Here is a 20695-nt window from a genome sequence, read left to right as displayed (position 1 = left end):
AAGTGTATATAAAAATCGAGGAGGAAATGATAGTGATTGGATCAATTTATTCATTAATACCGGCGTTACTAATGTTGGTATTGGTTGTATTAACAAGACGTATTTATTTATCATTAGGCACCGGTATTATTGTAGGTGCGTTAATGTTACAGGATTTTAATGTGGTTGATACAACGGTTGAAATATGGACAGTTTTCTTGAATATTTTTTATAACACAGATGATGGGTTAAACTATGCAAGTATTTATTTGCTTGCCTTTTTATTACTCCTTGGTGTGCTCACTGCGGTAATGATTGCAACTGGCGGGAGTCGTGCCTTTGGTCGATTCGCTAGTCGCCATGTCAAGTCTAGGCGAGGTGCCCAAGTCGTCCCAGCTGTCTTAGGGATTCTTATCTTTATTGATGATTATTTTAATGCGCTAGCGGTTGGGCAAGTAGCTAGACCAGTGACTGATCGTCAAAAAGTTTCGCGTGCGAAACTCGCGTATATCATTGACTCGACATCGGCACCTATCACAGTTATCTCACCAATATCAAGCTGGGGTGCTTATATAATTGGAACAATGGGAAGCATTTTTGCAGCTAACGAAATCATTGAGTACGGAGCGCTCGAGGGATTCATTCGAATGATACCGCTCAATATGTATGCTTTTACTTCAATTATTCTTGTCTTTTTGGTTGTTTTTTTCAACTTGAATATTGGGGCCATGCGTGTACATGAAAATCGCGCGAAAGATGAGGGTCATCTGTTTGATCCGGGCAAAGAAAATATGGCAGGTGATATCAAAGAAGAGGTCGATCCACATGATGATGGGAGAATGTATCATCTGATTGTTCCAATTCTTACTTTGATTTTTGCTACTGTAGCATTGATGCTTTACACGGGTTATCAAGCAACTGAAGGAACAGTAACTATTTTTGATATGTTTGCGAATACCAATGTGAATTACTCGCTCTTTGTCGGTGGGCTAATAGCGGTGATTGTAGGTTTCTTATTGTTTAGTGTTCAATCAAAACCACGTACGAGTAGAAGACATGTGTTTATCAAAGGAATGGAGTCGATGCTTCCAGCCATCTACATCCTAATCTTGGCTTGGATGATTGGTGATATTATTGGTACACTCGATACGGGTGGTTATTTAGCGGACTTGGTAACAGAGGCTTCATTTGATATAAATTATCTACCCTTGATTTTATTTGTCATTGCTGGATTTATGGCGCTTTCAACGGGGACGTCTTGGGGAACCTTTGGAATTATGTTGCCGATTGCAGCTCAAGTAGCAGTTGGTGTTGATCCAGCGCTTGTTTTACCAGCGATGTCAGCTGTTTTAGCAGGTTCTGTATTTGGTGATCACTGTTCTCCAATTTCTGATACATCGATACTTTCATCAACCGGCGCAGGCGCTAATCATATTGATCACGTACTGACGCAATTACCATATGCATTTATTAGTGCATTTGCATCAATGGCTGGCTACTTTGTCTTTGCCTTAACACAAGCTGTTGCTTTCTCGCTACTATCAAGTATCGTTATTGTGACAGTATTAGCGGTTGTCATCTACTTTACTAAAAAAAATAAATAATTATTTTTTACTCCACGTTCTAGAAGAGAATTTTAACTTCTAGAACGTTTTTTTAAAATAGCATCCTTTTTATTTGGTGAAAAAATAAATTTACTTTGACAATTTAAAAAACTATCGCTATACTCAGTAAATGTCAGAAAAAAATAAATATTAAAAGAATAAAGAATCAATGATTATAAAGCTTGTGAAATCTTTTATTTTAGTTTACAATAATCAGAAAATTCTTTTTATTCTAAATGAAGGGGAGTATGAAACATGGAACAACGATCTCAATGGGGAACGCGTCTAGGGTTCTTACTTGCAGCGATGGGTTCTGCAATTGGGCTTGGTAATATTTGGCGTTTTCCGGCAACAGCTTATGCGAATGGCGGTGGGGCATTTTTTATTCCGTACTTATTTGCACTTATCACAGCCGGTATTCCACTACTAATATTGGAGTACACGATTGGTCACAAATACAGAAGTTCTGCACCACGTGCATTTCGTAAATTTAATAAGAAATCAGAGTGGATTGGTTGGTGGCAAGTTGGTATTTCATTCGTAATCAACACGTATTACCCAATTATTGTTGCTTGGGCACTTATGTATACGTATTTTTCATTCACTGAAGCATGGGGTAGTGACAGTGAAGCCTTTTTTGTTGGTGACTTCTTAAACGCAAGTGCACCGGGAGAGTTTGGCTCGATTGTACCAAACGTATTATTGCCACTAGGTATTGTATGGTTAATTGTTTTTGCAATTTTATTCCGTGGCGTTAAAAAAGGGATTGAGGTTGCTAATAAAATCTTTATTCCATTACTAATGGTCAGTTTTCTATTGATCGTTATCCGTGCCTTAACGTTACCTGGTGCAGCTGAAGGATTAAACACTTTCTTCGAGCCGAACTGGGATAAGATATTTGATGGATCTGTCTGGATTGCAGCCTATGGACAAATCTTTTACAGTTTATCAATTGCCTTTGCGATTATGATTACTTTTTCATCTTATCTTCCAAAGGATTCTGATATTACAAATAATGCATTTATTACTGGATTTGCAAACTCTAGTTTTGAATTGTTAGCCGGAATTGGTGTTTTCTCTGCCCTAGGGTTTATGGCCGCACAATCTGGACAAGAGGTATCTGAAGTGGTTAGAGGCGGCATTGGCCTAGCCTTTATGGTTTTCCCAGAAATCATCAGTCAAATGCCTGCGTCTTCATTCTTCGGTGTTTTATTCTTTGGTTCCTTAGTTCTCGCCGGTCTATCATCGATGGTTTCAATCTCGGAGACCTACATTGCAGCGTTACAAGAGAAGTTTAGCATTAAGCGTCATACCGCTGTATTTGTTGGTGTCGGCCTATCTGCGGTAATTTCTGTGGTTTACACGAATCAAAGTGGACTATTCTTACTTGATACGGTTGATTACTTTGTTAATAACTACGGTGTTGCTTTGGTTGGTTTAGTTGAAGTAGTCGTTATCGCTTGGTTCTTAAGACAACTTAAGCCATTAAGAGAACATGCAAATAATGTTTCTGATATTCACGTGGGGAAATGGTGGTCATTCTCACTTGGTGTGATTACCCCCGTTGTTTTAGGGTTTATGATGGTCCAAAACTTTAGAACAGACTTCACAGAAAACTATGAAGGGTATCCAACTGCATTTTTAATCTCGTATGGGTGGATTGTTGCTGCTGCGTTAATCGCAATTGGTTTCATCTTTACTCTGAAGAAATGGCCAAAGGAGGAAGTTAAATGAGTGCTTCTGCAATTACAATGATGGTTATTGGTATAGTTATTATATGGGGTGGCTTGATCGCAAGTGTTAGTCATGCTGTTAAAGTAGCTAGAAAATATTAATTGACGAATACATTTATAAAATGCCTTGGTTTTTTTAAAAATCAAGGCATTTTTTTGTTTTCAGTAGAAGAGTATTAAGCGGAGTCCTATTGCTTACTTGAAAGAGTGTGAATAAAATGAAGATAGCTATAACTACTGAAAAACTTTCTGTTGAAACGATCCCCGATAATCGATTTGGTGAAGGGCGCGCTATTAAAGTATTCTGATATGGCTAACTCATAAGTGATATGATAGAATGGGAATAATGATGTGATAAGAAGTGAGGGGTTAGTATGATACAAATAGAAGGTTATAACTATAAAGTAGTTGAAGATTATCGCGATGCTTTTCAAGAACAGGCGTTCATTGACCGTTATAGTGATATATTAGCCAAATATGATTTCATTGTGGGAGATTGGGGATACGAGCAGTTACGTTTAAAAGGCTTCTATGATGATCAAAACAACAAGGCGACTTTTGATACAAAGGCAAGTACAATTGATGATTACTTATATGAATATTGCAATTTTGGCTGTGGCTATTTTATTGTTCAACGGATTGATGATTAATAAAAAGGCGTGAATATCATTTGATATTCACGCCTTTAGATGTTAATCGAGGTCATTTTCAACGTCACTGTGTGCGAGGCGACTTGAGGCTGCAGCCGCAATAGCTCCTACAATATCATCTAAAAAGGTATGGCATTTTTCATTTGATTTATCATTTAGCATTTCTAAAATCCCTGGCTTTTGCTTATCAATGTAACCGAAATTTGTTAAGCCAATTGAACCATAAACATTAACGATAGATAAAGCGACAATTTCATCAACACCATAAAGTCCTTCATCTGATAAAAGGATTTCTTGTAGCGGTGATTCTAATTTATTTTCTTCAGCTAATATATCTAGTTGAATACCTGTAATAATTGCATTTTGAACTTCACGTTTAGATAATACGGCTTCGACGTTTTCAGTGCATGTTTCCATGTCTAAGTTGTCGTGATAGGGTGACTGTAGGTAATAGACGAGCTCGGCCATGTCTTTTACCGTGACGCCACGTTCTACTAACCAATCGCGAGCTTTTTTTTCTAAATTTTGTTTTGGTGTTTTTTTATTCATATGTAATCCATCCCATCTTTAAGTCAATAATTAAGTATACCCGTAAAAAATCAGCATAAAACATAAAAAAACGTGTTGAAATATGATAAACTGTTTACAGGGTTAATCGGAGAATCTTTTGATTTTTTCTTTTTTCAGAAATTTATGTGAATTTAACACTTGAAACTAGTAGAGTCTGACGGTATAATGTCCTCTATAGATAAACAAGTGTGCACGAAAAGAATACAGTTAAGGGGGCGACAAGATGGATAAGATTAGAGTGGGATTATTTGGATTAGGGACTGTAGGTACAGGAGTGGTGAAAGTCCTTGATGACCATAAGGAACGTATTATTCATAAACTAGGCTGTGAAGTTGAAATTGTTAAAATCTTAGTAAACGATGTGAGTAAAACACGCGATGTCATTATTAAAAAAAATTGGTTGACTGACAAGCCAGATGATTTAATTGATGATGAATCAATTGATGTGATAGTAGAAGTTATGGGTGGCGTTGAAAACACTAAAGAACTTCTTGAACGTGCGATAAAGAATAAGAAGCACATCGTGACAGCAAACAAAGATTTAATGGCTGTTAGTGGCCAAGAACTATTAAGACTGGCGAAAGAAAACCATACAGATATTCTTTATGATGCGAGTATTGCAGGCGGGATCCCGATTGTAAGAACACTAGTTGATGGACTTGCAAGCGATCATATTGAAAAGGTAATGGGCATTGTCAATGGTACGACAAACTTTATCATGACCAAGATGACCGACGAAGGCTTACCATTTGATCAAGTGTTGAAAGAAGCTCAAGATCTTGGGTTTGCAGAAGCTGATCCAACATCAGATGTAGAAGGGCTTGATGCAGCACGAAAAATGACCTTACTTGCTAACTTGGCATTTAAAATGGAAGTGAATCTAGCTGATGTAGAAGTTAAAGGTATTACTGCAATTACTCAAGACGATATCAATTTTGCAAAAAGCCTCGGGTACACCATTAAATTGATTGGGATTGCTTCGATGCATGATCATAAAGCAGAAGTGATGGTTGAACCAACGCTATTACCGAAAGATCATCCGTTAGCAAATGTTAAGAATGAATTTAATGCCGTTTATGTCTATGGCGATGCGGTGGGTGAGACGATGTTTTACGGTCCTGGTGCAGGTAGCCTACCAACAGCGACAGCAGTTGTATCTGATTTAATGGAAGTGATTCGTAACATCAGACTAGGCATTAGTGGGAATACTTATGTCGATCCACAGTTTAAGCGCCAAATAAAAACGCCAGACGAAAAATTCTCACGACACTTTATTCGGCTAGAGGTAGAAGATCAAGCAGGCGCGTTCCAAGAAATCACAAACATTTTTACTGATAATAATGTAAGCTTTGCGAAAATCCTACAATTACCTGCAACCGAAGAAGAAGGTCGAGCAGAGATTGTTATGATTACACATAAAATAAGCAAAGCGCAATTGATGAAAAGTTTAGAAGCGTTAGAAAAAATAGCTGTAGTCGACCGGATTATTAGTCATTATCGCGTCGATGGGGAGGAATAATATTATGGTATGGCAAGGATTATTAAGTGAGTATAAAGAGTTTTTACCTGTTACAGATCAAACGCCAGCATTAACGTTGCACGAAGGGAATACACCTCTTATAAAGCTAGATACATTGTCTGAAAAATATGGGATTGAGGCATATGCCAAAATAGAAGGTGCTAATCCTACCGGTTCATTTAAAGACCGCGGCATGGTAATGGCGATGGCTAAAGCAATCGAAGAGGGTTCGAAAACAGTTATTTGTGCGTCAACAGGAAATACATCAGCTGCAGCTTCGGCGTACGCAGCAAAAGCAGGATTACGTTCAATCATCGTTATCCCTGAAGGGAAAATTGCTCAAGGGAAATTAGCGCAAGCTGTTATGTATGGTGCCGAAACTTACTCGATTAAAGGGAATTTTGATGATGCTTTGCGAATAGTCCGTAAGTTAGGCGAACGTGACGACATCACACTAGTTAACTCTGTAAATCCATATCGGATTGAAGGACAGAAAACGGCTGCTTTTGAAGTGTGCGATGCATTAGGTAAAGCACCTGATTATTTATTCATTCCTGTCGGTAATGCGGGTAATATTACTGCTTATTGGAAAGGATTTAAAGAATATAATGAAAAGAAACAAACAGGTCTTCCGAAAATGATGGGCTATGAAGCAAGTGGGGCAGCAGCGATTGTACATGATCGCATCTTTGAAAATCCTGAAACGGTTGGAACAGCGATTCGGATTGGGAACCCAGCGAGCTGGAAGCAAGCGATAAATGCACGTGAGGAATCTGGTGGTACCATCGATGAAATCACTGATGAACAGATGCTAGAAGCGTACAAGTGGATGGCAGCAAATGAAGGTATTTTTGCCGAACCTGCATCAAACGCTTCTGTCGCTGGTTTATTTAAAGCATTAAAAAATAATCAAGTCAAATCGGGGTCTAAAGTCGTTTGTGTGCTTACTGGCAACGGATTAAAAGATCCAAATACAGCGATTGATCATAGCGACATTAAACCAACAGTACTTGAAAATGATGAAGCCGCTGTGATGAAAGTTATCCTGGAACGTGGCGAGGTATGAGTTGGCGAATAAAGGTACCTGCAACGACTGCTAATTTAGGCGCAGGATTTGATTCGATAGGTATTGCTTTAGATATGTATTTGTTTATTAAAGTTAGTTCGTCAGATAAATGGTCATTTGTTTCGCACTCAGCACATCTGAAAGATGTGCCAAAAGGAAAAGATAATTATATTTATCAAATCGCACTTAAAATCGCAAAACAATATGGTTATGAGGAATTACCAGCTTGTCATGTGGAACTTTTTAGCGATATTCCTCTTGCAAGAGGTTTAGGTAGTAGTGCTACGGCAATTGCCTGTGGGATTGAGCTTGCTAACTTGTTACTCGACCTGCATTTGTCTAACCACACAAAAGTAACCTTAGCGACAGAAATTGAAGGACACCCTGATAATGTTGCACCAGCCATCTTAGGGGGCTGTGTGATTGGCTATTATGACGGTGAAGTTGATTATGTGAAAGTCCCCTTAAACAATTTAGTATTCGTAACCATCGTTCCTGATTTCGAGCTTAAAACAAAAGATGCACGAAAAGTGTTGCCAGAGCAATTTAGTCATAGAGATGCTGTGCAAGCAAGTAGTATCGCAAACGTGACAACCGCTGCATTGTTTCAAGGGAACTGGCCTTTGCTTGGAAAGATGATGGAAAAAGAGATGTTTCATCAACCTTTCCGCAAAGCGTTAATTCCGCATTATGATAAGGTGAAAGAAATATTAAAAGATGATGTCTATGGTGTGTATTTAAGCGGCGCAGGTCCAACGATGATTGCACTTGCTGAAGAAGCCGTTGTGACGAAAAATATGCAGAAATGGCGAAATCAATTAAGTGAATGCGAGTGGCTAACACTTCACCCAACAAACCAAGGGCTTGAAGTTGTTGACGGCTATTAAACGAAAAAGACTATATGGGTTCTCACCCATATAGTCTTATTTATATTATATCTCATATTTAAACGATTTGTTCAATTTCTTTAACGCCAGGAACTTCTGCAATAAGTGCACGTTCGATGCCTGCCTTTAAAGTAATGGTAGAACTAGGGCAGGTACCACAGGCGCCCATCAAGCGGAGACGTACAATACCATCATCGACTGTGACAAGTTCAACATCGCCACCGTCACGTAGTAAAAATGGACGTAATTTATTTAAAACTTCTTGTACTTGTTCTTGCATCATCCATCTACTCCTTTCTTTGACCTTCGTTTAGTATAACATTTTTTCAAGTGATTAAGAAGTATTAAAATTGAAGATCATTTGATTTTAAAAAACGAAGTTGCAATTTCATTAAATATCACTATACTAATAAATAACGAATTACCACAGGAGGCACATATGCAAAGATTACCTTTCACTAAAATGCACGGATTAGGAAACAGTTATATTTATATCAATGCCATTGAAACAGATATGACCGGTGTTGATTTAGCTGAATTAGCACAACAGATATCTAATGTGAATACCGGTATTGGATCTGATGGTTTGATTCTCATTGCTCCTTCAGAAATAGCTGATGTGAAAATGATAATGTACAACAAGGACGGTTCAGAAGGAAAGACGTGCGGAAATGGCTTGCGATGCGTCGCAAAATATAGTTATGAAAATCAATTGGTCACCAGTAAAACTTTCGCAATTGAGACAAAGGCTGGTCTTGTCGATGCAGAGGTATCATTTATAGAGGACCAAGTAGATGTTGTAACGATTAACATGGGTGAGCCATTATTAAACAGAAGTCAGATTCCTATGCTAGGAAAAGAACAAGAAAAAATCGTAAATGAACCGTTTCAGATTGGCGACCAGCTGTTGCAGCTAACAGCAGTTTCAATGGGAAACCCGCATGCAATTTTCTTTGTCGAAGATATCAACGCAGCTCCGCTTTATGAACTTGGTCCAATCATTACGAACGATTCTCGTTTTCCTGAAGGGGTAAATGTTGAGTTTGTCGAAATAGTCAATGAGAGAGAAATGAACTTTAGAGTTTGGGAACGTGGTTCTGGTGTGACGCAAGCGTGTGGGACAGGTGCTTGTGCTGCTACTGTTGCAGCAATTTTAAATGGGTATGCGCCCAAAAATGGAGCGGTTACTGTACATCTTGATGGTGGAGACTTGGAAATTCGCTTAGATCAACATAACCAAGTTTGGATGACAGGTGCTGCTGAGGTAACGGCCACGGGGACGTATCAGCTTAACAGGTAATAGAGTACGCAATATTTGAAACGCATTCTACTATTCAGTATACTTATGAGTAAGGGTAAGGAAGGGATAGATGGATGTGCTCATTATTACTGATCAAGCAAAATTACAAATAGATGATATGTTATTTCAAGAAACTAATAAAAAATTAAGGTTGCGTTTTGGCGTGAAAGGCAGTGTATGTAATAGTCTTTCTTATACGTTAGGTTTTGATCAAGCAATTACAAAAGAAGATTATACAGGGACAGCCAATGGCATTCCTTTTACAATTAATCAAGCTGATTTAGAGATACTACGCGGGACGAAAATTGATTTCATCCAAAATATGATGGGCGGCGAGTTTGCGATTCTGAATCCAAACACAGTAGCTGCTTGTGAGTGTAGTCCGACAAATGAACGTGCTTAAGTATTTGTCAAAACATTTTTGATAGTGCCTTATAACGGGTTGAGTTAAAGATTTAAAAGCCCCACCTCTTTTCTGAAAAAGAGGTGGGGCTTTTGGGTATAACAGAACCTTATTCAAAAAGACTTGTTGAATGTTTTGGTTGTAAACGTTCTTTAGGTTCAGTATGATTAATGGCATTATTAATTGCTGTGGGTCCTTCGCCAAATCCAGTCGCAATTAATTTGACTTTACCTGGATACGTACAGATATCACCAGCCGCATAGATGCCTTCAATGTTTGTTTCCATTTTCGAGTTGACGACAATGCTGTTTTTATCTATTTCAAGGCCCCAATCTTTAATCGGGCCCAGTGATGAGATAAAGCCATAATTCACAATAACATCGTCAACATCTAAGGTAATGGTTTCCTCACCTTTTACTTGTTTAACAACGACTTGTTCAATCTGATCATGTCCCGTTAAAGCTTCTGGAACATATGGCGTTAAAACGTTAACGTTTGATTGTTGTAGTTTTTCAACGCTATGTTCATGTGCACGGAACTGCTCGCGGCGGTGCACGATTGTGACTTCTTTTGCGATTGGTTCTAACATTAGTGCCCAATCAAGTGCTGAATCACCACCACCAAATAATACCACTCGTTTGTCTTTGAACTGCATCATCTGGTCAACGTAGTAATGTAAATTACGTCCTTCGTATGCTGTGGCTTCTTTTAAGGCTAATTTTCTCGGCTGAAAAGCACCATTACCAGCAGTGATAATTACCGCCTTTGTTAGGTGTATGCCTTTATCTGTTTCGAGGCTAAATGTACCATCTGATAGTTTTTCAACAGACAGAACATGTTCTTCAAGACAGAAGTTCGGATTAAACATTTGGACTTGTTGTTCTAAATTAGATACAAGGTCTTGTGCGCGTACTTTAGGAAAGCCGGCAATATCATAAATGTATTTTTCAGGATATAGTGCGCTGAGTTGGCCACCTGTGTGTGGTAAACTCTCAATAATTTTTACATCTTTCTGACGTAATCCGCCGTAAAAGGCGGCGAAAAGCCCAACTGGACCAGCCCCGATAATGATAATATCATTTATATTTTTTTGGTTCATTTATATCCCTCCGTTAACATCTGAAACTATTGAATAGTTTAACACACTTCTTTAAGAAATGAATATATCTTGCTCTAAACGAATAATGATTGAAAATAGTTGATAAAAAAGCTAAAATTAAAATATGACAACATTGTGACGGAGAAGAAGGAAGTAGGTGGTTAATTATGACTGAAGTACTCGTTTTAGGGGCAGGTTATGCAGGTTTAACAGCGGTGTTGAAACTTCAAAAATTAGTAAAAGATCAAGATGTTCATATCACATTAATTAATAAACATAATTATCATTATCAAACCACATGGTTACATCGAAATGCCGTAGGTGTATACAAAGATAAACAGTCGATGATTCCAATCGAATCAGTTATTGATCCAAATAGAGTGACCTTAAAAAAAGAAACGGTCGAAATGCTAGATGTAGAGAATCAAGTTGTTACAACAGATACAGGTGAACATAGCTATGACTACTTGATTATAGCACTGGGATCCGAAATGGACACGAAAGATATTCCAGGATTATCTGAACATGCACAGAGCATCGTCACGTTAGCTAAAGCTAATCGATTATACAATCGTTTATTGACTGTGTTATCGGATTATAAAAAGACAAAGCAAACACAACCGCTATCGATTGTGATTGGTGGAGGAGGATTTACAGGCGTAGAGCTCTTGGGTGAGTTAACAGAGCATCTGTCGCAACTCTGTATTGAATACGGAGTTGATTATGAGAAGGTTCGACTACTTGCTGTTGAGTCTGAAGCGACGGTCTTACCAGAGTTTGATCTAGAACTTGGTGAATATGCAATGCAGAAGCTAGAAGGTGAAGGTGTTGAATTTAAGTTAAACACGCGCGTGAAAGCAGTCGAACGTCATCAGATTAAAGTGGAGCACGCAGGTCTTGTATCAACTATTCCAACGGATATGTTCGTTTGGACTGCCGGTGTAAAAGGTAGTCATTTGATTGACAAATCAATATTAGATTCTGTGAACGGTCGTGTTGAAGTGAATGAGGATTTAACGGTGCCGGGTTACGAGAATGTCTTTGTGATTGGAGACGTTGCACTGGTGAACAATGGGCATGGGAACCCCTATTTACCTAACGCTGATATCGCTATTCAAAAAGGAAAATATTGTGCGAAAAATGTAAGTGCTCGTATTAAGGGGCAGCCGGTGAACCATGCTTTTCGTTTTAAACCGTATGGTAGTCAGATTGCTTCACTTGGTCCAAAAGATGCGATTGGCGTTTTAGGGAAGGGTAAAAAAATTGTAGGTTGGCTTGCATCACGTTTTAAACGAACGACGGATCATATTATTTTATTGCAAATGGGTGGAATGGATTTATGGTGGAAATTTCATGTTGAGTATCACGATTAAGTAGCTTTTAAAAGTTGGAGCTTAATTTGAGGGATTAAGTAGTAAAAGAACATAAGGGACATTTAAAAAAGGTGTTACTTTTCAGCGATCGGCCTAGATACTAGACCATCCACTGAAAAGTAACACCTTTTTAGAGCTGTTTATATGCGCCCCTCAGCTAAAAATAGGGTGCATTAAGAATGCTAAAAGAATGCCTGTTAATCCGCCGAAGAAAACTTCAATCGGCTGATGACCGAGCAATTCTTTAAGCTCTTGTTTACGTTCATATTGTTTCTTTTTATTCCAAACTTTAGCTTCATCAATAAAATACTGAAAGTCTTTGACGAGCATATTTAAAACGATGGCTTGTTCTCCGGCTTGTCGACGAATACCAGTGGCATCAAACATAATAATAATACTAAAAATGCAAGAAATCGCAAAAATGCCAGAGGTTAAACCGTGTTCAATACCAACACCTGTTGTTACAGCGGTAACTGCAGCAGAATGACTTGAAGGCATGCCACCTGTACTAAATGCTAATCCAGGTTTAAATTCATGAGTAGCGATAAAATGAATTGGTACTTTTACACCTTGCGCAAATAAGATGGCAAAAAGTGCAACAACTAATGGAAAATTTTGAAAAACTGTCAATATCATCTGTCCCTTCTCTTTCTCTACGACTGTTATCAATAGTATAGCATAAATCTAACGTCGTTCGCATTAAAGTGCTTACCTTCGGCCATTTTTCAAGTGGGGAAGCTGTGTTAATAACCTTAATGCAATGCTCGCAAGTAAAAGTGCTAGGACGAGATCTTTGATTAAAAAGGGGATCATGCTTATCCAGGCAGCGGCATAAGAAACGTTCAGATTGAGCCACACATTCATCGCTAAATACATGTATGAAACACCAATCAGATAACTCACGATGGTACTCGTCATTGTGATTGTTGTTAATGACTTAAGATTCGTGACAGGTAGTTTTTCTTTTAAAAAGCCTGATAAGAAGCTGATGAGAACAAATGATAATAAAAAACCACCTGTGTAATTAAATAACACAAAAGGACCGGCTTGAAGTTGACTAAAAACAGGCACACCAATAACGCCAAGTGCAAGGTATCCTGTCATAGAAAGTACACCTAACCGTCGTCCTAAAAGCAACCCGGATAGAATGGCGAAAAATGGTTGAAGAGATAAAGGTACATTAACACCACCAATCGGAATAGCTAGAAATGGCAGCCAAAACGTAATATTTGCACCTATTGTCATGAGTACGATAAAGATAGCGCTGAAAGTTAGATCTTTTGCGGTAAATGTAAACAATGGGTTTACCTCCTTGTTAGTATTGTTAACTTTAAATTTCTAAAGTTAACAATACTAACAAAAAAAGAGCAAGTCAATACTTGCTCTTAAAAAAACTATTTAATGACAGCATCAAGTGCAACTTCAATCATGTCATTGAAAGTTGTTTGACGTTCTTCAGCTGTTGTTTCCTCACCAGTAAGAACATGGTCTGATACGGTAAGTACAGCTAGTGCTTGACGATTGTACTTCGCCGCAATGGTGTAAAGAGCTGTTGCTTCCATTTCAATCGCTAACACTTGGTATTCAGCTAACTTTTTAAACAAGTCTAAAGCGTTGTCACGATAAAAACTATCACTTGTGAAAACATTACCAACACGTAACTTCATGCCTTTTTCTACACCTGTCTCATAAGCGTTTTTCAATAATTCAAAGTTAGCCGTTGGTGCAAAGTCAATCCCACCAAATACCATCCGATTCATCTGTGAATCTGATGTTGAGCTTTGTGCTAAAATGACATCTCTCACCTTCACGTCTTTTTGAATAGCCCCGCATGTACCAACGCGAACAAGTTTTTGAACATCATACTCTTGGATAAGTTCATTGACGTAAATAGAAATTGACGGTACGCCCATTCCGGTCCCTTGCACAGAAATACGCTCACCTTTATAAGTGCCTGTATATCCATACATTCCTCGCACTTCATTATAACAGGATACATCTTCTAAGAAGTTTTCAGCGATATATTTGGCCCGAAGTGGGTCACCAGGTAGTAAAATTTTATCTGCGATTTCACCTTTTTTTGCTCCAATATGTGTACTCATAAAAATAAAAACCTCCTTCTACAATTTATATTGTTAAGATAGCATAACTAACTTCTGATTACAATTGAATCACTTTTCAGATAAGTACTAATAAATTAACGAAGGAAGCGATTACAATGAAAATAAGCGATCAATGATTTATGAAACAGTAAATATGGACATTAATATAGTGGTTAGAAACAAGATATAGAATCGAAAGAAATGAAAACGGTGTAATAATACTTGTAATGCTATTTATTCTATGGTAAATTTCGTATATAATAGAATTAATTAATTCGTTTACGTAAAGAATGAGTTGATTAAATAATGTTGAATAAGTGGGAGGAATAAAAATGAAAGAACAAACGTTTACAATTACAGATGATACAGGTATTCACGCACGTCCAGCTACTTTGTTAGTAAATAAAGCAGGTCAATATGAATCGCATGTCGAAATGCACTACAACGGTAAAGCGGTTAACTTAAAATCAATTATGGGCGTAATGTCTTTAGGCGTACCTAAAGGTGCTCAAATTAAAGTGACGGTTGATGGTTCTGATGAAGATCAAGCAATCGAAGGTATCTCAGCTGCTATTCGCGAACAATTAGGCGAATAATCTCTGGTTAAACATTCAATAGACTAAAGTAAAAAAACGCCTAAATTAGGCGTTTTTTTTATGTTTAGCTAAAGCGTCTGTAAGTTTATCGAGTGCTTCTTTGATGTAGGCGGTCGGACTGGCGATATTCATGCGCATAAAGCCACTGCCGTTTTCACCAAAGGTAATGCCGCTATTTAATCCGAGCTTTGCTTCCGTTTCCATCCATGTTTTTAAGGTATCATGATCTAGGTTTAAGGCATTTAGATCCAACCATAAAAGATACGTTCCTTCTGCTTTAGTCACTTGAACGAGCGGCTCATTTTCAAAAGTATCTTCAACGAGCTGTTTATTTGTTGCGAGTAATTTAAGTAAGTCATCCAACCAGTGCTTTCCATTTGAGTAGGCAGCTTCTAATGCAGTAATGCCAAGTGTATTAAGCATGGTGATACCATATTTCGAGAAAGCATGTCTAAGTTGCATCCGGACCTTTTTATCAGGAACAATCGCATAGGAGACTTGTAATCCTGCTAAATTAAATGATTTTGTTGGTGACATCAGTGTGATGATTTGTTCTTGAATGGGAGAGTCAAGCGATCCAATCGGTATATGCTTTGATCCTTGATAAACCAAATCAGCGTGAATTTCATCAGAGATAATTAAGACGTTATATGCTTCAGCAAGTTCAAGCACACGTTTTAGTTCAGGTTCAGTCCATACCCGACCAACTGGGTTATGTGGACTACAAAAAATCATGGCTTTAACGCCATCTTTAAATTTAGCTTCTAAATCTTCAAAGTCAATCGTATAGTGTCCATTGGTATTTATTAGTGGGTTTTTCACCAATTCGCGGTTATGATTCTTGATCATACTATGAAAGGGAAAGTACACCGGTGTTTGAATTAATACTTTATCATGTTCTTCAGTCTGCGTAAGAATCGTCATATGAATGGTTTCTAACACACCAGGACTATAAATTAATGAGGCAGTTGACACATTAAAATCATGTTGCGTATCCAACCAGTTCGTGACTAATTGATCCAATAAATCATCAGTAAATGTGTAGCCGAATACGCCGTGGTCGACGCGGTCTTTAAGTGCTTGTTTAATGGGTTCAGCAATTTCTAAGTCCATGTCGGCAACCCAGAGGGGCTGAACGTCAGCGTCACCATAGATTGCTTTTACTTTGTCCCATTTCACCGATCGGGTATTATGGCGGTTAGGTAAATGTTTAAAAGATGTCATGTCTTCACTCCTATATCAATTAATGTTTATCCATACTATCACGCTTGAATGGTTACACCATACAATGGATAAGTAGTAATAACTGGTAAGTATTTCCCTTTACCAAATGATATCATAGAGTAGGTTGTAAGGCCAAGGGTTAGCACTAAGACGTGAGATGAAAAAAGTAAGTGAACTTTTCAACTAAAATGCTTGTATTCTTTCATCAACCTATGCTAATATTAATAATTGCGTATACACGATATCGGTAAATCAAAGACTTTATGTCATTTTCGATTTGTCAAAATTAAATGAGGAGTTGTAATTATGTCAGAAAAATTCACTGAAGGTCAAGTTTTAACAGGTAAAGTTACAGGAGTGCAGCCATACGGTGCATTCGTTGCATTAGATGATCAAGTACAAGGTCTTGTTCACATCTCAGAGGTTACTCATGGTTTCGTTAAAGATATTAATGAGCATATTTCTGTTGGTGATGAAGTTAACGTTAAGATTCTTGCAATTGACGAAGCAAAAAATAAATATTCATTATCTATCCGCGCGACGCAAGAAGCACCGAAGCAAAGTGCACCACGTAAGCAACAAGAACGTCGCCAAGCACCACAACAAGAAGAGCAAGGTTTTAATACACTTAAAGATAAATTAGGTGAATGGTTAAAACAGTCGGACATGAATAAATAAGGTTACAAAAGGCCAGTGTTAGTAACTGGTCTTTTTTTTGTGATTTAATTTCGTCTGGCTATTGTTATAGGTAATGGGTCGATAAAGATGAGCTTTTAGTTTGGCGACTGTCCCTTACCTGTTTAAGTGAAATGAATAAATAATGTTTATGATAAGGAGACAAACATTTAATACTTCTCTGTAAGTTATAGTTTGAATTTTTTGAAAAAACAATGAGTTTTTATTCATTTTAGACGAAGCTACTTGATTTTCGATGCCTTTTTAGGTATCTTTAAGGTGGAGTCTAATAAAATAATAAGTGGGGGTAATTTAATGACACACGTACGTTTTGAATATGACAAAGCATTATCTTTCTTTGGTCAGCATGAGTTAGATTATTTAAAAGAACCAGTAAAGTTAGCACACGAGATGATACATAATAAAACGGGTGCAGGTAACGCCTTTTTAGGGTGGGTTGACCTCCCGGAGAACTATGATAAAGAAGAATTTGCGCGCATTAAAAAATCAGCAGAAAAAATTAAGGCTGATTCTGATATTCTGTTAGTTATCGGAATTGGTGGTTCATATTTAGGTGCTAGAGCAGCAATTGAAATGTTAAATCACTCATTCTACAATATGCTTGCGAAAGACCAACGGCAGACACCGCAAGTGATCTTTGTTGGTAACAGCATCAGCTCAACTTATATGAAAGACTTATATGATTTACTTGAAGGAAAAGATGTTTCCATCAATGTTATTTCAAAAAGCGGAACAACTACTGAGCCAGCATTAGCGTTCCGTATCTTCCGTAAATATTTAGAAGATAAATATGGTGTTGATGAAGCGAAGACGCGTATCTACGCAACAACTGATCGTGCGAAAGGTGCACTTAAAACTTTAGCAACAGAGCAAGGGTACGAAAGTTTTGTTATCCCTGATGATGTTGGTGGACGTTACTCTGTACTCACAGCAGTTGGTCTTTTACCAATCGCTGCTAGTGGCGTTGATTTAGATGAAATGATGAAAGGTGCACATCAAGCACAACTTGATTTAAGTGAAGCGGATTTAGATAAAAACCCGGCGTATCAATATGCTGCTGTTCGAAATATTCTTTACAATAAAGGTAAAACCATTGAAATGTTGATTAATTATGAACCAGCTTTACAATATTTCAGTGAATGGTGGAAGCAATTATTTGGCGAAAGTGAAGGAAAAGACTTTAAAGGGATCTATCCTTCATCTGCTAATTTCTCAACGGACTTACACTCATTAGGTCAGTACGTTCAAGAAGGGCGTCGTGACATCTTTGAAACCGTGTTGCATGTTGAAACACCAAAATATGATTTAACGATTGAAAAAGAAGCGCAAGATCTTGATGGTCTTAACTATTTAGCAGGCGAGACGGTTAATTTTGTTAATGAGAAAGCCTATCAAGGAACGATGCTCGCGCATACGGATGGTCAGGTACCTAACTTGATTGTTCACTTGCCTGAGCTTGACGCGTATACATTTGGTTACGTTGCCTATTTCTTTGAAAAGGCGTGTGCCATTAGTGGATATTTACTAGGGGTGAACCCATTTGATCAACCAGGCGTTGAAGCATACAAGAAGAATATGTTTGCCTTGCTTGGTAAACCAGGATTTGAGAAAGAAAAAGAAGAATTAGAGAAACGCTTATAATTTTCACGAGTGTTTGATTTTCTAACTAATCTAGGGTTAACCTCTATGGCAAGATAGAGGTTAACCCTTCTTTGATGGACAATGCACAGTGAAGTTATGGCGTGAGGCTTAGTATTAGATTAATATGTTCATATGCTTAGCGAAGATGACCAGGAAGGTTAAGACAATACACAAGGAGTGAGTGAAATGCCTTTAGAAAATCAAGATTTTTTATTTGAACTATTATCAACCCCTTCACCTTCAAGTATGGAGATGGAGATTCAAAAGAAATGGATAAACTACGTAGAAAACTTTGCAGACGAAATAATAACAGATTATGCCGGTAATGCCATCGGTGTTTTAAATAAAGAAGCTGAATTTAAAATATTGTTGGCGGGACACTGTGATGAAATAGCGCTTGTGATTAATCGTCTTGGTGATGATGGTTTTCTTTATTTCGATAAAATGGGCGGTATTAACCCTAAAGCGGCGATTGGTATGCGGGTGGATATTAGAGGGTATGCGAAGACAATTAGTGGTGTTATTGGCGTGAATGCTCAACACCACGGCGGCATAAAAGGCGATTTTGAGGTAGAAGATTTGTATATTGATTGTGGAGCTAAGTCAAAGGAAGAAATTAGTCAGTATGTTCAGGTCGGTGATTTAGCTGTGTATGATCGTTCACCAGATGTAATGATGGACCGTTATATTACGGGGCGTGGCTTAGATAACCGGACTGGGGCTTTTATTGTGGCAGAGGTTCTACGTAAGTTAAAAGGAAAAGACTTGAATGTAGGTGTATACGCAGCAAGTACTGTCAATGAAGAAACAAATATGGGTGGTGCTTACTTTGCAGCAAGTGGTATTAAACCAAGTCTTGCGATTGCCTGTGATGTGACATTTGCAACAGATTATCCTCACGTGAATAAAAATAAATACGGAGACATCAAATTAGAAGGTGGGCCAGTCTTAGCAAAAGGCGCACCGATTAATCGAAAGATCAATCTTTGGCTTGAACAAGCAGCTAAACGATTAGACATGTCAATTCAGTATGAATTAACGCCGCGAATGACGGGAACAGATGCAGATAAAATGCGGTTAACCAATCAAGGTGTGCCAGTTAGTTTGGTTTCGCTTCCGCTTCGTTATATGCACTCACCGGTTGAAACAGCTAGCATGCAAGACATCACGGAAGAAATTGATTTAATTGTCGATTGGATTAGTCATATGACCGGAAAAGAAAACCTTAATCCTTTAGAAGATTAAGCGTTAATGGGTTGATTGTGTAATTAGTCACAAAGTTGTCACAGCATATCTATTGTCGAAAATAAGTTTTTACGGTAGAATGTAAGTATAATTATATATCGATTTAATCTTCGGGGCAGGGTGAGATTCCCGACCGACGGTAACTAACAGTAATGTTAGAAGTCCGTGACCCGTGTATGGTATACGCGGTGGACCTGGTGTGAATCCGGGACCGACAGTTAAAGTCTGGATGGGAGAAGATCAGAGTTAAATGGTTGCGTGCAACCGTTTATTTCTTGATGCCATCAAACCTAAAGCCCAAACTGCTTTAGGTTTTTTATATGACATCAGAAATTAGACTCCCTTCATCATTAAGAGTAAATCGATATAAAAAAGATGAAGGAGGATGACGACAACATGAAAAATGTTCAATCATCAAATTTAACAAAACTTATTATTTTATCGCTATTAGGAACCATTTCAATGATTTTATTATTACTAAATTTCCCGCTCCCCTTCTTACCTTCTTACTTAAAAGTAGATTTTGGGGAAGTGCCAACCCTACTAGCAGCCTTGATTTTCTCGCCAATGGCAGGTGTTGTAGTACAGTTGATTAAAAACGGTCTGTATTTGGTTGTATACGGTGCGAGTGATCCTGTCGGTGTGCTTGCTAACTTTATCGCAGGTGTTACGTTTGTTGTACCGATATCAATGATTTATCACCGCTATAAAACAAACAAAAGCCTTGTATCTGGTTTAGTAATTGGCACAATAATTATGACCATTTCAATGGGCGCATTAAATTATTTCGTGCTCTTACCGATCTATAGTGTGTTTATGGGCTGGACCAATCTAACGCCAACCTTTTTACTCAATACGATTCTAATTGGTGTCGTACCATTTAATATTGTGAAAAGTATAATCGTATCTGCGTTGTTTATTCCGCTATTCATTAAATTGAAGCCATGGATAAAACAAAAACAGATGAGTTATAGTTCAAGATAATAACAAGCAAGATGACGATTCATT

At 37.9% G+C, this 20695-nt stretch carries 22 protein-coding genes and 1 riboswitch; of the genes, 15 read left to right on the top strand and 7 right to left on the bottom strand.

Annotation, left to right across the window (positions count from 1 at the left end):
• Positions 1-26: 26 nt before the first annotated feature.
• The 4 genes from DES38_RS05925 to DES38_RS05910 all read left to right on the top strand — a co-directional run bounded on the left by DES38_RS05925 (position 27) and on the right by DES38_RS05910 (position 3966).
• Complete coding sequence (locus DES38_RS05925; protein WP_425450536.1) at positions 27-1583, top strand: Na+/H+ antiporter NhaC family protein; 1557 nt, start codon at positions 27-29, stop codon at positions 1581-1583.
• Between the two features lie 255 nt (positions 1584-1838).
• Positions 1839-3317, top strand: a complete 1479-nt coding sequence (locus DES38_RS05920; RefSeq protein WP_110251183.1) for a sodium-dependent transporter — start codon at positions 1839-1841, stop codon at positions 3315-3317.
• The gene (locus DES38_RS05915) at positions 3314-3418 is read left to right on the top strand and encodes a methionine/alanine import family NSS transporter small subunit (RefSeq protein ID WP_110251182.1); all 105 of its coding nucleotides are present in this window, start codon (positions 3314-3316) and stop codon (positions 3416-3418) included. The genes DES38_RS05920 and DES38_RS05915 overlap by 4 nt, the downstream gene beginning before the upstream one ends.
• Before the next feature lie 272 nt (positions 3419-3690).
• Complete coding sequence (locus DES38_RS05910) at positions 3691-3966, top strand: YutD family protein (protein ID WP_110251181.1); 276 nt, start codon at positions 3691-3693, stop codon at positions 3964-3966.
• Between the two features lie 42 nt (positions 3967-4008).
• On the opposite strand, the gene DES38_RS05905 is transcribed toward DES38_RS05910, so the two are convergent.
• The gene (locus DES38_RS05905) at positions 4009-4515 is read right to left on the bottom strand and encodes a phosphatidylglycerophosphatase A family protein (protein WP_110251180.1); all 507 of its coding nucleotides are present in this window, start codon (positions 4513-4515) and stop codon (positions 4009-4011) included.
• Positions 4516-4759: 244 nt separating this feature from the next.
• On the opposite strand from DES38_RS05905, the gene DES38_RS05900 reads away from it, so the two are divergent.
• The 3 genes from DES38_RS05900 to thrB are packed head-to-tail and all read left to right on the top strand — an operon-like array spanning position 4760 to position 8008.
• A complete protein-coding gene (locus DES38_RS05900) occupies positions 4760-6055 on the top strand; it encodes a homoserine dehydrogenase (RefSeq protein ID WP_110251179.1) in 1296 nt (431 codons plus the stop codon).
• A 4-nt stretch (positions 6056-6059) separates the two neighbouring features.
• Positions 6060-7121 (top strand): threonine synthase, encoded by a 1062-nt coding sequence (thrC, locus tag DES38_RS05895; protein WP_110251178.1) that lies wholly within the window; start codon positions 6060-6062, stop codon positions 7119-7121.
• Entirely contained in the window at positions 7118-8008 is an 891-nt protein-coding gene (thrB, locus tag DES38_RS05890; protein ID WP_110251177.1) for a homoserine kinase, read from the top strand. Before thrC ends, thrB begins: the two co-directional genes overlap by 4 nt.
• Positions 8009-8066: 58 nt before the next feature.
• On the opposite strand, the gene DES38_RS05885 is transcribed toward thrB, so the two are convergent.
• Positions 8067-8291, bottom strand: a complete 225-nt coding sequence (locus tag DES38_RS05885; protein ID WP_245881967.1) for a NifU family protein — start codon at positions 8289-8291, stop codon at positions 8067-8069.
• 156 nt (positions 8292-8447) lie between these two features.
• Here DES38_RS05885 and dapF point away from each other — a divergent pair, with 156 nt between their 5' ends.
• Positions 8448-9308, top strand: coding sequence for a diaminopimelate epimerase (dapF, locus tag DES38_RS05880; RefSeq protein WP_110251176.1), 861 nt, complete (start codon positions 8448-8450; stop codon positions 9306-9308).
• Between the two features lie 70 nt (positions 9309-9378).
• Positions 9379-9711 carry a HesB/IscA family protein gene (locus tag DES38_RS05875; RefSeq protein ID WP_110251175.1) on the top strand — a complete coding sequence of 111 codons (333 nt, stop codon included), beginning with the start codon at positions 9379-9381 and terminating at the stop codon, positions 9709-9711.
• A gap of 109 nt (positions 9712-9820) precedes the next feature.
• On the opposite strand, the gene DES38_RS05870 is transcribed toward DES38_RS05875, so the two are convergent.
• On the bottom strand, positions 9821-10810 hold the full coding sequence (locus tag DES38_RS05870) for an NAD(P)/FAD-dependent oxidoreductase (RefSeq protein ID WP_110251174.1): 990 nt from the start codon (positions 10808-10810) through the stop codon (positions 9821-9823).
• Positions 10811-10977: 167 nt separating this feature from the next.
• Between DES38_RS05870 and DES38_RS05865 the strand changes: the two genes are divergently transcribed.
• Positions 10978-12183, top strand: a complete 1206-nt coding sequence (locus DES38_RS05865) for an NAD(P)/FAD-dependent oxidoreductase (protein ID WP_110251173.1) — start codon at positions 10978-10980, stop codon at positions 12181-12183.
• A 153-nt stretch (positions 12184-12336) separates the two neighbouring features.
• Here the strand turns inward: DES38_RS05865 and DES38_RS05860 are convergent, their stop codons facing one another.
• The 3 genes from DES38_RS05860 to deoD form a co-directional block, all read right to left on the bottom strand.
• Complete coding sequence (locus tag DES38_RS05860) at positions 12337-12813, bottom strand: divergent PAP2 family protein (protein ID WP_110251301.1); 477 nt, start codon at positions 12811-12813, stop codon at positions 12337-12339.
• A gap of 78 nt (positions 12814-12891) precedes the next feature.
• Positions 12892-13482 carry a biotin transporter BioY gene (locus DES38_RS05855; RefSeq protein ID WP_245881966.1) on the bottom strand — a complete coding sequence of 197 codons (591 nt, stop codon included), beginning with the start codon at positions 13480-13482 and terminating at the stop codon, positions 12892-12894.
• Positions 13483-13577: 95 nt separating this feature from the next.
• A complete protein-coding gene (gene deoD / locus DES38_RS05850; RefSeq protein ID WP_110251172.1) occupies positions 13578-14285 on the bottom strand; it encodes a purine-nucleoside phosphorylase in 708 nt (235 codons plus the stop codon).
• A 332-nt stretch (positions 14286-14617) separates the two neighbouring features.
• Here deoD and DES38_RS05845 point away from each other — a divergent pair, with 332 nt between their 5' ends.
• Positions 14618-14881, top strand: coding sequence for a phosphocarrier protein HPr (locus tag DES38_RS05845; RefSeq protein WP_110251171.1), 264 nt, complete (start codon positions 14618-14620; stop codon positions 14879-14881).
• A 45-nt stretch (positions 14882-14926) separates the two neighbouring features.
• Here the strand turns inward: DES38_RS05845 and DES38_RS05840 are convergent, their stop codons facing one another.
• The gene (locus DES38_RS05840) at positions 14927-16105 is read right to left on the bottom strand and encodes a MalY/PatB family protein (protein ID WP_110251170.1); all 1179 of its coding nucleotides are present in this window, start codon (positions 16103-16105) and stop codon (positions 14927-14929) included.
• Positions 16106-16411: 306 nt separating this feature from the next.
• On the opposite strand from DES38_RS05840, the gene yugI reads away from it, so the two are divergent.
• The 4 genes from yugI (at position 16412) to DES38_RS05820 (ending at position 20671) form a co-directional block, all read left to right on the top strand.
• Positions 16412-16783, top strand: coding sequence for a S1 domain-containing post-transcriptional regulator GSP13 (yugI, locus tag DES38_RS05835; RefSeq protein WP_110251169.1), 372 nt, complete (start codon positions 16412-16414; stop codon positions 16781-16783).
• A gap of 312 nt (positions 16784-17095) precedes the next feature.
• The gene (locus DES38_RS05830; protein ID WP_110251168.1) at positions 17096-18442 is read left to right on the top strand and encodes a glucose-6-phosphate isomerase; all 1347 of its coding nucleotides are present in this window, start codon (positions 17096-17098) and stop codon (positions 18440-18442) included.
• A gap of 186 nt (positions 18443-18628) precedes the next feature.
• On the top strand, positions 18629-19687 hold the full coding sequence (locus DES38_RS05825) for a M20/M25/M40 family metallo-hydrolase (RefSeq protein ID WP_110251167.1): 1059 nt from the start codon (positions 18629-18631) through the stop codon (positions 19685-19687).
• Positions 19688-19789: 102 nt separating this feature from the next.
• Positions 19790-19932, top strand: a riboswitch (FMN riboswitch).
• A gap of 151 nt (positions 19933-20083) precedes the next feature.
• Positions 20084-20671 carry an ECF transporter S component gene (locus DES38_RS05820; protein WP_110251166.1) on the top strand — a complete coding sequence of 196 codons (588 nt, stop codon included), beginning with the start codon at positions 20084-20086 and terminating at the stop codon, positions 20669-20671.
• Positions 20672-20695 lie beyond the last annotated feature (24 nt).

The sequence above is a fragment of the Streptohalobacillus salinus genome, from assembly GCF_003201605.1.
Classification (GTDB): domain Bacteria; phylum Bacillota; class Bacilli; order Bacillales; family Amphibacillaceae; genus Streptohalobacillus; species Streptohalobacillus salinus.
The sequence above is the reverse complement of the archived record's forward strand: the minus strand, read 5'-3'. Positions and strand labels throughout refer to the sequence as shown.